The organism is Microbacterium sp. BG28 (assembly GCF_034044005.1).
Taxonomy (GTDB): Bacteria; Actinomycetota; Actinomycetes; order Actinomycetales; family Microbacteriaceae; genus Microbacterium.
In genome coordinates, this window is the sequence record NZ_JAXCHA010000002.1 from 1066377 (window position 1) to 1078665 (window position 12289).

Annotated in this window: 12 protein-coding genes and 1 rRNA gene; 1 reads left to right on the forward strand and 12 read right to left on the reverse strand. The window is 70.7% G+C overall.

All coding sequences use genetic code 11. The annotated features are described in order from the left end of the window. Nucleotides 1-42 precede the first annotated feature (42 nt). The 11 genes from SK224_RS11060 to SK224_RS11110 form a co-directional block, all read right to left on the reverse strand. On the reverse strand, nt 43-1122 hold the full coding sequence (locus tag SK224_RS11060) for a hypothetical protein (protein WP_320434707.1): 1080 nt from the start codon (nt 1120-1122) through the stop codon (nt 43-45). Next, entirely contained in the window at nt 1123-2337 is a 1215-nt protein-coding gene (locus SK224_RS11065) for an aminotransferase class V-fold PLP-dependent enzyme (RefSeq protein WP_320434708.1), read from the reverse strand. An 88-nt stretch (nt 2338-2425) separates the two neighbouring features. Beyond that, nucleotides 2426-3349: a site-specific tyrosine recombinase XerD gene (gene xerD / locus SK224_RS11070; RefSeq protein ID WP_320434709.1), complete on the reverse strand. Its 924-nt coding sequence runs from the start codon at nt 3347-3349 to the stop codon at nt 2426-2428. A gap of 1 nt (nt 3350) precedes the next feature. Next, entirely contained in the window at nt 3351-3920 is a 570-nt protein-coding gene (locus tag SK224_RS11075; RefSeq protein ID WP_320434710.1) for an NUDIX hydrolase, read from the reverse strand. A 13-nt stretch (nt 3921-3933) separates the two neighbouring features. Beyond that, nucleotides 3934-5643 carry a CTP synthase gene (locus SK224_RS11080; protein ID WP_320434711.1) on the reverse strand — a complete coding sequence of 570 codons (1710 nt, stop codon included), beginning with the start codon at nt 5641-5643 and terminating at the stop codon, nt 3934-3936. Nucleotides 5644-5657: 14 nt separating this feature from the next. Next, nucleotides 5658-7355: a DNA repair protein RecN gene (gene recN / locus SK224_RS11085; RefSeq protein WP_320434712.1), complete on the reverse strand. Its 1698-nt coding sequence runs from the start codon at nt 7353-7355 to the stop codon at nt 5658-5660. Beyond that, nucleotides 7352-8275, reverse strand: coding sequence for an NAD kinase (locus SK224_RS11090; RefSeq protein ID WP_320434713.1), 924 nt, complete (start codon nt 8273-8275; stop codon nt 7352-7354). The genes recN and SK224_RS11090 overlap by 4 nt, the downstream gene beginning before the upstream one ends. Beyond that, nucleotides 8272-9072, reverse strand: coding sequence for a TlyA family RNA methyltransferase (locus SK224_RS11095; RefSeq protein ID WP_320434714.1), 801 nt, complete (start codon nt 9070-9072; stop codon nt 8272-8274). Before SK224_RS11095 ends, SK224_RS11090 begins: the two co-directional genes overlap by 4 nt. Continuing rightward, nucleotides 9069-9218, reverse strand: a complete 150-nt coding sequence (locus SK224_RS11100) for a hypothetical protein (RefSeq protein WP_243228166.1) — start codon at nt 9216-9218, stop codon at nt 9069-9071. Before SK224_RS11100 ends, SK224_RS11095 begins: the two co-directional genes overlap by 4 nt. Nucleotides 9219-9257: 39 nt before the next feature. Beyond that, a complete protein-coding gene (locus SK224_RS11105; RefSeq protein WP_320434715.1) occupies nt 9258-10289 on the reverse strand; it encodes an HAD-IIA family hydrolase in 1032 nt (343 codons plus the stop codon). Next, nucleotides 10289-11068 (reverse strand): tetratricopeptide repeat protein, encoded by a 780-nt coding sequence (locus SK224_RS11110; protein WP_320434716.1) that lies wholly within the window; start codon nt 11066-11068, stop codon nt 10289-10291. Before SK224_RS11110 ends, SK224_RS11105 begins: the two co-directional genes overlap by 1 nt. A 6-nt stretch (nt 11069-11074) precedes the next feature. On the opposite strand from SK224_RS11110, the gene SK224_RS11115 reads away from it, so the two are divergent. After that, complete coding sequence (locus tag SK224_RS11115; protein WP_320434717.1) at nt 11075-12169, forward strand: hypothetical protein; 1095 nt, start codon at nt 11075-11077, stop codon at nt 12167-12169. A 5-nt stretch (nt 12170-12174) separates the two neighbouring features. Here SK224_RS11115 and rrf read toward each other — a convergent pair. Continuing rightward, nucleotides 12175-12289: ribosomal RNA gene (rrf, locus tag SK224_RS11120) — 5S ribosomal RNA — on the reverse strand; the annotation flags it as partial.

Here is a 12289-nt window from a genome sequence, read left to right on the forward strand (position 1 = left end):
TCCGACTCGCGAGACGCGGCGGCCGTGACTAATGCGTCCGGCTCACCGCATCCCCTGGAGCTGGTCGACCGGCACGACACCGGGGTGCAGGGCGCCGTCGGCGATGAGGGTGGGGACGGTCGCCGTGCGGATCTCCTCCTCGACGATCCGCTTGCCCTCGGCGACGATGTCGTGCACCCGATCGGATGCGGCGAGCCGCGCGATGTCCTGGATGCCAGCGGCGTCGTAGCCGGCATCCGCGAGCCACTCCTGCAGCTGGGCCTCGGCCTGCTCCGCCGACGCCTGCTCGTTGAACCACGTCTGCCAGGCGACGCCGTCGGAACGCTCCCCCGTGAAGATGTGCTCGAGGATCTGCCAGTCCGTTCCTCCCCGTGCGGGGACGTCGGCCTGCTCCGTGAGGCGGATGGCGGTGAGGTAGTCGGTGATCAGCGGCGAGTTCGTGAACTTCGGGGCGGCGTCCGGTCCGATGGGGTATGGGAGGTAGGCGAGGTTCTGTCCGTCGGCGAAGCCCGCGCTCTCGATGTTGCGGAAGAGTTCGGCGCAGAAGCGGCAGCCCGGGTCGATCACCTCGAGCGCCACCGGAAGCCCGTCGCGGTATCCGCCGGCGTAGCTCGCCGCCTCGGGGAGGTACTCCCGCGCATCCCAGTCCTTCAACCGGCTCGGAAGCGCGTCGAAGGTCTTGCCGAGCGAGCGGAACTCGGCGGCGAACGCGCCGATGACGTCCCCCTTGCCGAGCGCCGAACCGAAATCATCCGCACCGGCGTCGATGCTGCATGCGCCCGCGGACAGGCTGCAGGCCTGTGTGTCCTGCGGGTTGCAGGTTCCGTAGACGAAGAGGTTGAGGCCGCTCTTGCCGACGATGTACAGGCTCAGGATGAGCGAGAGCACCATGATCCAGGCGGTCACTTCGATCGCGATGCTCGCCGGCTTCACGAGTCGCGGCGCCCGCACCGCGAGGGGCGCGAGCATGCTGTTCTTCACGTCCTCACGGAACGACGTGTCGCAGGGGCGGAACGTCACGCGCCGGGTGACACATCGCCAGGCCGTGCCGAGCAGGCGCCGGTACTTGGCGGAGACGGCCGCCAGGACCAGCAGCACGATGAATGCGGCGATGCACAGCATTCAGAGCCCCCGGAGCATCCGGCCGAGCACGTCGAGACAACGCGCGACGTCCTGTTCGGTGTTGTGCGCGCCCAGACTGAACCGCAGCAGCGGCTCGACCCGTTCGCGTTCGCGCAGCCAGTAGTGCGCACAGAAGTATCCGCTGCGCGCGGAGATCCCCGCCTTCGAGAGGAACACCGCCAGGCGGTTGCTGTCGACGCGATGGGCGCGAAACGGCACGAGCGCACCGTCGGCGTCGCCGAAGACGCTCAGGTGCGGTATTTCGCCCAGCCCCTCCCGCAGCGCACGCGTGAGGCGTCGCTCACGCTGCTCGACAGACTCCCCCACGGTGCGCGGGTACGCGTCGCGCCACCGCAGCGCCGCGCCGAAGGCGAGGATCTCGCCCCACGCCTGCAGGCCCGGCTCGAGGCGGGTGTGCGGCTCGTCGAGCAGCACGAAGTCGTCCGCGGAGACCTCCGCCACCTGACCGCCCCCGACGAATCCGACCTCGAGCGACATCAGCAGCGCGTGCGTCGCGACGACGACGCCCAGGGACGGCCCGTAGGCCTTGTGGCCCGAGAAACAGATCGCATCTGCCGTCAGAGACCGCAGCACCTCGGGCGCGTGGGCCATCGCCTGTGCGGCATCGACGATGACGATGCCGCCGAGACGGTGGGCATCGGCCACAAGCCCCTCCAGATCCGCGGTGACGGCGCCGTCCACATTGTTCTGAGCCGAGACGACCACGAGGGCATCGGCAAGATCGGCGTCGCGGTACATCACGGCGCCGAGGGCATCGCGCTCCAGCACGACACGCTCGATCCCTCGAGCGCGGGCGAAGGCGATGGTGCTGAGGAAGACCGCGTTGTGCTCGGTGACCGTCGTCACGACGCGACGGAACCTGCCGGCCGGCAGCTGCGTCAGCAGAAGATTCAGGCCGTACGTGGTGTTCAACGTGAACGAGACCGCGTGGGTGCGGGAACTGAATCCGAGTGTGCGCAGGACGGCGGCGCGCGTGTCGGCGACGCCGGCGTCCACCTGGCGCGCGCTCTCGTAGGAGGCACGTCCGCCGCACGCGTTGCGGGTGCGGAAGTACTCGTCGAACGCCTCGATGACGGGCGCGGGGCGCATCGACTGGCAAGCCGCATCCAGATACACGGTGTCGGCGGGCAGGTAGGCGAAGCCCGGACGTTCCGAGGCCCCCTCGTCCATCGTGGTGCGGCGCAGTCTCCTCACCCCTCCGATGATCCGCGGGCGCACGGCGCACCGCGCCCGGCGGAGCCGTGACTATCCCCGGTGCGCGGGAATCGGAAGCGCGTTCGACTCAGCGTGCCCGCGGGTGAGCCGCCGCGTAGACGTCGCGGAGGGCATCGACGCTCACGTGCGTGTAGATCTGCGTCGTTGCCACCGAGGAGTGACCGAGCAGTTCCTGCACCACGCGCACATCGGCTCCGCCCTGCAGCAGGTGCGTCGCGAAGGAGTGACGCAGCGTGTGCGGCGAGACGTGCGCCCCCAAACCCGCTCCCTCCGCCGCCTGCTGGAGCACTGCCCATGCGCTCTGCCGCGACAGCGCCGCTCCTCGCGCGCCCAGGAACAGGCGCGGTGTGCCCCGGCCGCGGCGGGCGAGTTCGGGGCGGGCCCGCGTGAGGTAGGCATCGACCGCGGCGCGGGCGTATGAGCCGACCGGCACGATCCGCTCCTTCGACCCCTTCCCCCGCACCCGCAGCACCTCGCCGTGCGCGAGGTCGTCGACATCCAATTGCACGATCTCCGAGACACGCGCACCCGTCGCGTACAGCAGCTCGACGAGCGCCCGGTCGCGGAGCTGGACGGAGCTCGCCTGATCGGCCCGCCCCGGCGCGGGGCCCGACGCGTCGAGAAGCCGCTCGACCTGATCGATGGTGAGCGCTTTGGGAAGCCGCTGCGCGAGTTTGGGCGGTCTCAGATCCTGCGCCGGATCGTCGTCGCGGATTCCCTCGCGCACGAGGAACCGGTGCAGGCCCCGGACCGAGGACTGCAGCCGGGCGAGGCTGGATGCCGCCGGTCGTGGTTCAGCGGCCGCCTTCTCCGCGGCGAACGCGGCGACCATCGCCGCATCCACCTCGTCGACGCCGTCGACGCCCCTCTCCGCGAGCCACGCGACATAGGTCGCCAGGTCGCGCCGGTATGCGTCGACGGTGTGGGAGGCCAGTCCGCGTTCGATCGTCACATGACGCAGGTACACCTCGACCGCGCGGCCGATGCGCATCTCAGCCGACCGGGTCGTCCCGGCGGAGCCGTTCGGCCGCGGCGAGCACGCCCGAGATGAGGATCCCGTTGCGCAGGTTCCCCGCGAGGATCGCTCCGACGATCTCGGACAGCGGTACCCACCGCTCGACGATGTCCGCCTCCTCCTCGGTGCGCTCGTGGGCGCTGAGCTGCACGAGATCGCGTGCGAGGAAGACGTGGACGATCTCGTCGCTGCCTCCGGGGCTCGTGAACAGGCTCACGAGCGGCTCGAGGCTGCCCGCGGCGAGATCGACCTCCTCCGCGAGCTCGCGCCTCGCCGTCTCAGCCGGGCTCTCCCCCGCCACATCGAGCAGCCCTGCCGGGATCTCCCAGTCGCGGTGACGGATCGGATGCCGGTACTGCTGGATGAGCAGCACACGGTTCTCGTCGTCGACGGCGACGACGGCGGCGGCGCCCGTGTGGTCGACGTAGTCGCGCACAAGCTCACCGTCGCCGTAGCGCACCACGTCCGAGCGCACGTCCCAGACGCGGCCGTGGAAGGCCACGCTCGTGTCGACGACCTCGGCGTCGAACCGCTCGTCTTCGATCATGGCCGTGCCCCGCTCACGCGTTCTCGACGTCGAACAGCTCGCTCGCGCGGTGACGGTCCAGCGCCGCGCCGACCAGTCCGCGGAACAGCGGATGCGGTGCCGTCGGGCGCGAACGCAGCTCCGGGTGCGCCTGCGTCGCGATGTAGTACGGGTGCACGTCGCGCGGCAGCTCGACGTACTCGACGAGACCGAGGTCGGGGTTCAGGCCCGAGAAGACGAGGCCCGCCTCGGCGAGCTGCTCGCGGTACGCGTTGTTGACCTCGTACCGATGACGGTGGCGCTCGGAGGCACGGTTCGATCCGTAGACCTCCGCGGCGATCGACCCTTCGGCCAGATCCGCCGGGTAGAGTCCCAGCCGCATCGTGCCGCCCAGGTCGCCGTGGTCGATGATGTCGACCTGCTCGGCCATCGTGGCGACGACGGGATGCACGGTGTCGGGGTCGAACTCGCTCGAGGACGCACCCTCCAGGCCCGCCATCGTGCGGGCGTACTCGATGACCATGCACTGCAGGCCCAGGCAGATGCCGAGCGTCGGGATGCCCTGCTCCCGTGCGAAGCGGAGGGCGCCGAGCTTGCCCTCGATGCCGCGGATGCCGAATCCGCCGGGCACGACGATGCCGTCGACGTCCGCGAGCGCGGCCGCGGCGCCCTCGGGCGTCTCGCAGGTGTCGGAGGGGATCCAGCGGATGTTGACGTGGGTCTCGTGTGCGAAGCCGCCGGCCTTCAGCGCCTCCGTCACCGACAGGTAGGCGTCGGGAAGGTCGATGTACTTGCCGACCAGTCCGATGGTGACGTCGTGCTTGGGGTTGTGCACGGCGTTGAGAACCTGCTGCCAACGCGACCAGTCGACCTCGGACGCCTTCTCGCTGAGACCGAGCCGACGTGCGATGTACGCGTCCAGGCCCTGCTCGTTGAGGGTGGAGGGGATGTCGTAGATGCTCGGCAGGTCGACGGTGTTGATGACGCCCTCGACATCGACGTCGCACATGAGCGCGATCTTGCGCTTGTTGGCGTCGGTGACGGGACGATCGCTGCGCAGCACCAGGGCGTCGGGCTGGATGCCGATCGAGCGGAGCGCGGCGACGGAGTGCTGGGTGGGCTTGGTCTTCTGCTCCCCCGACGCGCCCATGAAGGGCACGAGGGAGACGTGCACGAAGAACACGGTGTCGCGGCCGAGCTCGTGGCGCAGCTGACGCGCCGCCTCGAGGAACGGCTGGGACTCGATGTCGCCCACCGTGCCGCCGACCTCGGTGATGATCACGTCGGGCTTGGGCGATTCGCTGGCCTGCAGCCGCATCCGACGCTTGATCTCGTCGGTGATGTGCGGGATGACCTGGACCGTGTCGCCGAGGTACTCGCCGCGGCGCTCGCGGGCGATGACCTGAGAGTAGATCTGACCGGTCGTGACGTTGGCCGCCTGACTCAGCTCGATGTCGAGGAAGCGCTCGTAGTGCCCGATGTCGAGGTCGGTCTCCGCGCCGTCGTCGGTGACGAAGACCTCGCCATGCTGGAACGGGTTCATCGTTCCGGGATCCACGTTCAGGTACGGGTCGAGCTTCTGCATGACGACGCGCAGCCCCCGAGCGGTGAGCAGATTGCCGAGGCTGGCCGCGGTCAGGCCCTTGCCCAACGAGGAGACGACACCGCCCGTCACGAAGATGTGCTTGGTGGTGTCGTCGTTGTTCGTACCGTGGGAGAGGCCTGAGCCGGAAGTGTTCGTCACGGGCTTCTATCCTATCAGTGGGCGGGACCGGCGAGGGCGAGCAGCTCCCGCGCGTGGGTGAGTGCTGCGTCGGAGTCTGCCAAACCGGAGAGCAGTCGCGCCATCTCCGCCTCCCGGTCGGCCCCCGTCAGACGCCGGACGCTGGACTGGGTGACCGAGCCGTCGTTCTGCTTCACGACGCTGAGGTGGTTCGTCGCGAACGCCGCCACCTGTGCGAGGTGGGTCACGACGATCACCTGCGAGGTCTCGGCGAGGCGGGCCAGGCGCCGCCCGACCTCGATGGCGGCGGCGCCGCCGATGCCCGCATCCACCTCGTCGAAGACGAACGTGGGCACAGGATCGGTCGCGGCGATCACGACCTCGATCGCGAGCATCACGCGACTGAGCTCGCCACCCGACGCCCCCTTCGACACGGGACGCGGAACCGCCCCCGGATGCGGGGCGAGGAGGATCGCGACCTCGTCTCGTCCTGTAGCGGATGCGGGCGTCTCGCTCACCTGCACCTCGACGCGGGCGTCAGGCAGGGCGAGGGCATGAAGCTCCTCGGTGACGTCGGCGGCGAGCCGGTCCGCCGCCTCGCGTCGCGCCGCGGTCAGGGCGGCGGCCGCGGCGTCGAGGCGCCCCATGACCTGCGCGCGCTCGGCGCCCAGCCGCTCGACGCGCGAGTCGTCGTCGTCGAGCTCGGCCAGGCGGTCGGCGCCGGCGGCGGCCAGCGTCAACGCGGCTTCCAGGCTGCCGTGGGCGCGGATGAGGGCGGCGAGCACGCTGCGGCGCTCCTCGACCGCGGCGAGCTCGGCCGGTCCCGTCTCGTCGAGGTCTGCGAGATACCCCGCGACGGCCCCGGCGAGGTCGACGATGCGATAGGAGATCTCGGCGGCCTGGTCTGCCATCGTCGCGACGGCGGCATCGGCGTGGGAGACGCGTTCGAGGGCGCGACGCGCCTCGGCGACGAGTGTGGACGCGTCGGGCGCGTCCTGCTCGCTCGCGAGCGCCTCGTGCGCGAGCGCGGCGGCCTCCCGGAGCTCCTCGACGTTGGCGAGCAGCTCGGCGCGGGCCGTCAGCTGCACGTCCTCCCCCGGCTGCGGGGCTGCGGCTTCGATGGCCGCGAGATCGGCGCGCAGCTGCTCCGCCTCGCGTACGCGCTCGTCGCGGCGCTGCACCAGCTCGTCCAGCTCCGCATCCAGCGCACGCAGCCGCTCGTACGCGCGCCGATACTCCGCCAGCGGCACGGCCACGCTCTGTCCCGCATAGCGATCGAGGGCGTCGCGCTGCGCCGCGCCGGAGCGTAGGCGCAGCTGATCGGACTGCCCGTGCACGGCGACCAGGAGATCGGCGAGGTCGGTCAAGACGCCGATCGGCGCAGATCTGCCGCCCACTGTGGCGCGGCTGCGCCCCTCGGCGGTCAGAGTGCGGCCGAGCAGAAGCTCGGCGCGGTCCTCTCCGACCGGGTCCAGGTCTCCGCCCGCCTCGCGGACGCGGTCGGCGGCGGAACCGTCTGCATCGACGAGCCAGACGCCCTCGACGGCCGCGGCGGCGGCACCCGATCGCACGACGCCCGAGTCGGCGCGGGCGCCCAGCAGCAGTCCGAGCCCGGTGACGACCATCGTCTTGCCCGCACCGGTCTCGCCCGTGATGGCGGTGAAGCCGGGGCCCATCGGCAGCGTCGCGTCGGCGATGACGCCGAGCTCTCGCAGGCGGATCTCCTCGATCACGCGGTGACCTCGCCCGCCGGTCCCCGCCATCCGGTGACGGGGAGGTGGAACTTCTGCACGAGGCGCTCGGTGAATGCCGGCGGGTGCAGGCGCGCGAGACGCACCGGCTCCGAGGAACGGCGGGCGACCACGCGCGCCCCCGGCGGGAGCTCATGCGAGCGACGGCCGTCGCACCAGAGGATGCCGGTGCCGTGCGTCCGGGCCAGCACTTCGATCGCGACCGCGGCCTCCGGGCCGACGACGAGCGGCTTCGCGAACAGTGCGTGCGCCGACAGCGGGACGACAGAGATCGCTTCGACGGTCGGCCAGATGATCGGGCCGCCGGCAGAGAAGTTGTAGGCCGTCGAGCCGGTGGGGGTCGCGATGACGACCCCGTCGCATCCGAAGCTCGACAGGGGTCGCCCGTCGATCTCCATGACGACCTCGAGCATCCGCTCGCGGCTCGCCTTCTCGACGGTCGCCTCGTTCAATGCCCAGGTGCTGTAGATGACCTGCCCGGAGGTGTCCTTGACCCGCACCGACAGGGCGAGACGTTCTTCGACCCGGTAGTCGCGGGCGATGACCCGCGCAACGGCCTCGTCCATGTCGTCTCTCTCGCTCTCGGCGAGGAAGCCCACGTGGCCCATGTTGATCCCGAGCACGGGGGCGGTGCCGCTGCGCACCATCTCGGCGGCGCGGAGGATCGTGCCGTCGCCACCGAGCACGATCGCCAGCTCGATCTCGTGCAGGGGCACATCGACGCCCAATACGGCCAGGTCGGCGCAGCGCGGCAGCACTTCGGCGAGCTCATCGCGATCGTCTTCGGCCAGCACGGGAGTGGCGCCCGCGGCGCGCAGCGCCGAGATCACCCGATCGGCCGCCTCGACGGTGTCTGCGCGGCGCGCGTGGGCCACCACGAGGATGTGGCGCGGATCGGTCATCGCACTCCCGTCAGCTCGGTCACAGTGCTCTCCCATTCTGACGGAATGCGCCCGCCGGTGCGCCGGAGGTGCACGAGATACTCCTGGTTGCCGTGGGTTCCCACCACGGGAGAAGCGATCAGGCCCGCCGTCTGCAGGCCCGCATCCCACGCCTGCCAGAGCACGGTCGAGATCGACTCCGCCCGCTGGGCCGGGTCCGTGACGAGACCGCCGCGCACGGCGGTGCGGCCCACCTCGAACTGCGGTTTGATGAGCAGCACGATGTCGCTCGTGTCGGTGACCACCGAACGCACGGGTTCGAGCACGTGGGACAGGGAGATGAAGGACAGGTCTCCCGTGACGATCTCCGGCGTGTACGGCATCCCCGCGGCCTCGGCGAGGGCGGCGGAGTCCATGAAGCGGACGTTGAACCCCTCCACGGCGATCACACCGGCATCCCGGCGCACGATCTCGGCGAGCTGGTCGTGCCCCACGTCGACGGCGAGCACCGGCTCGGCGCCTCGCTCGCGGAGCACCTGGGTGAACCCGCCCGTACTCGCGCCCATGTCCAGGGCCGCGCGTCCGGCGACGTCGATCTCGAACGCGTCGAGCGCGGCGAGCAGCTTGTGGGCAGCGCGACCGACGTAGTGATCGGATGCGGCGACGGCGATCTCGGCGGAGTCTGGCACGCGATGCGAGGGCTTGACCACGGCGGTGCCGTCGACCGAGACGACGCCCTGCGCGATCAGCGCCGCGGCGTGGGTGCGCGAGCGCGCGAGCCCGCGGGCGGCGACGGCGGCGTCGAGACGCTCGGTCATCCGGCGTGCGGTCCGGAGTCGAGGCGGCGAGCGATGTCGTCGAGCAGGACCGCGTACGCTGCGGCACGATCGCCCAGAGGCTGCTGCTCGATCACCTCGAGTGCGGGCAGCAGATCATCGGCCGGCTCCGTGGGTTCTGCGTGCATCACCCCAGGATACGGCTCACCCCCCGTACGGACGGTGCGTCAGGGCCGATGGAACGGATCCGCGTACAGCTCCTCGGGCACCCGGAAGCCGAAGATCGCCCGACCTGTCGACCAGATGGCCGCAGCACCCGCGCGCACGAGATCGATCGGACGCGAGCCCGCGGACAGGATGCGCAGGTCCGCCCCGTCCACGGCGACGCGCGCATCGCCGACGATGGTCACGTCGCCCTTGACCTTGGTCTGCGGGTAGGGCTCGTGCAGTTCGCGGAGGTCCCCGAGGATGAAATCGGGTCGCGAAGTGGAGGGTGCGGCCAGGACGTGCTTGGGCCGGTCGATGCCCGTGAGCACGAGCGCCGACGGGATGCCGGCGGCCTGCGCGCCCGCGATGTCGGTGTCCAGACGGTCGCCGATGAAGAGCGCGCGGCGCGCGTCGAACCGGGCGAGTGCCTCTTCGAAGATGGGTGTCTCGGGCTTTCCCGCGACGACCGCGAGACGGCCGATCGCGGTGTGGACCGCGGAGACGAGCGTTCCGTTTCCGGGTGCGATGCCCCGGGCCTGCGGGATGGTCCAGTCGGTGTTGGTGGCGATCCAGGGGATCCCGCCCTCATCCTCGGGCGTCTTGAGCGCGAAGGCAGCCTCGGCGAGATCCGCCCACCCGACGTGCGGCGCGAAGCCCTGCACGACGGCGGCCGGGTCGTCCTCGGCTGAGCGCGTGACGACGAAGCCGGCCTTCTCGAGCTCGACGACGAGGCCCTCGCCGCCGACGACGAGGATCGTCGCGCCGGCGGGGACACGGGTGCGCAGCAGTCGCACCGCGGCCTGCGGGCTCGTGACCACGTCGTCGGCGGTCACGGTCAGACCGAGCTCGCTCAGGTGCGCGGCGACGCTGGCATCGGTGCGAGATGCGTTGTTCGTGATGAAGCCGAGTCGACGTGTCGCCGCAACGGTGTTCAGCGCGTCGACGGCGTACGGCAGCGCACCCGCACCGGCGTACACGACGCCGTCGAGGTCGGCCAGCACAGTGTCCACTCCTTCGAGCGGAGTGGGAGCGGAGCGACCGAACAGTGCCATCAGCGCTCCTGGTCCTCGTCGTCGTCCACGGTCGTGGAGCTCTGCGCGTCGGCGGCCGCATCCGCGGCGGCGAGGAGTTCCTCCACCTCCGCGGCGATCGAGTAGTCGTCCTCGTCGTCCTGGTCTGCGTCGTCGTCGATGTTCTCGTCGATCTCGGCCTGGACTTCCTCGTCCGCGTCCGTCGCGTCGACGGCGGCGTCCTCGGTGAACTCCTCGTCGAAGATCTCCTCGACGTAGATCTCCTCGTCGGATCCGTTGCCCGCTGCCTCGTCGAGTGCTTCGGCGGCGATGTCCGCCCGCCGCGTCCACTCGGCAGCTTCCTCGTCGCGACCGAGCTCTTCGAGCACCGCCGCGCGGGCTGCGAACAGAGCAGGGCTCCACTCGAAGGCGCGGTCGGGGTCGAGCTCGGGGATGTCCAGTTCGGCGAGGGCACGCTCGGTCTCACCGAGGTCAAGCCGCGCGCCGGAGAGCGCGATCGCGAGGGAGACCCGCACCGCGACCGGGAGCGTGTTCCGCTCGACGGCGCGACCGACCTCGATCGCACGGTCGGGCCGCCCGACACCGCGCTCGCTGTCGACCATGAGCGCGATCTGATCCTCATTGCCGGAGATCCGACGGTAGGTGCGCAGCTCGCGCAGTGCGAGCGCGTAATCGCCGGTCGCATAGGCGGTGATGGCGACGCTCTCCCGCACGACGGCGATCCGGCCGGCACGACGGGAGGCCGCGAGGGCGTGCTCGTGTGCGCGCTGCGGGTCCTCGTCGATCAGGCGGCCGGCCATCACCAGGTGGCGAGCGACTTCCTCGGCGTTCTCCTTGCTGAGCGTCTTGAGTTCGTTACGGGCGCTGGGATGCAGGTCGCGCGCCGTGATCTCCTCGGGAACCTCCGGCTCCGCCACCTTGGCCGCGCGGACCGCATCGCGCTGCGGCGGACGCGAGGAGCGGTCGGAGTCGTAATCCCGGTGCGGGCGGTCGCCACCCTCACGGGGGCGATACGGGCGGTCGCCGCCTTCGCGAGGACGGTACGGGCGGTCGCCGTCACGACGCGGTCGGTCGGACTGCGCACCGTCACGCGGACGATAGGGACGGTCGCCACCCTCGCGGGGACGGTACGGGCGGTCGCCGTCACGACGGGGACGGTCGGACTGCGCACCATCACGCGGACGATACGGACGGTCGCCACCCTCGCGAGGACGGTACGGGCGGTCGCCGTCACGACGGGGACGGTCGGACTGCGCACCATCACGCGGACGATACGGACGGTCGCCACCCTCGCGAGGACGGTACGGGCGATCGCCGTCACGACGGGGACGGTCCGACTGCGCACCATCACGCGGACGGTACGGACGGTCGCCATCCTGACGCGGACGATACGGACGGTCGCCACCCTCGCGGGGACGGAACGGGCGATCGCCGTCACGACGGGGACGGTCCGACTGCGCGCCATCACGCGGGCGGTAGGGACGGTCGCCGTCCTGACGGGGACGGTAGGGACGGTCGCCGTCCTGACGGGTACGGTCGGACTGCCCTCCATCACGCGGACGATATGGACGGTCGCCGCCTTCGCGAGGACGGTACGGGCGGTCACCTTCACGGCGCGGACGGTCAGACTGCGCGCCATCGCGGGGACGATACGCACGATCGCCGTCGGGACGGGGACGGTAGGGACGGTCGCCGTCCCGACGGGGACGCTCCGAACCCTGACCGTCCTGACGTGGACGATAGGGGCGGTCGCCGCCCTGATGCGGGCGGTCTCCGCCGCGGGCGCGCGAAGACTCCCGACGCTGCTCGTTGTCGTCGTTGTTCGTCATTCGCTCTCTCCTCGCGACGTAAACCCCTGGAAAAACAGAAATGGCCACCCAGCTTTGGGTGGCCATTTCTAAAAGGAGTCCGGCGGTGTCCTACTCTCCCACAGGGTCCCCCCTGCAGTACCATCGGCGCTGAGAGGCTTAGCTTCCGGGTTCGGAATGGGACCGGGCGTTTCCCTCTCGCTATGGCCGCCG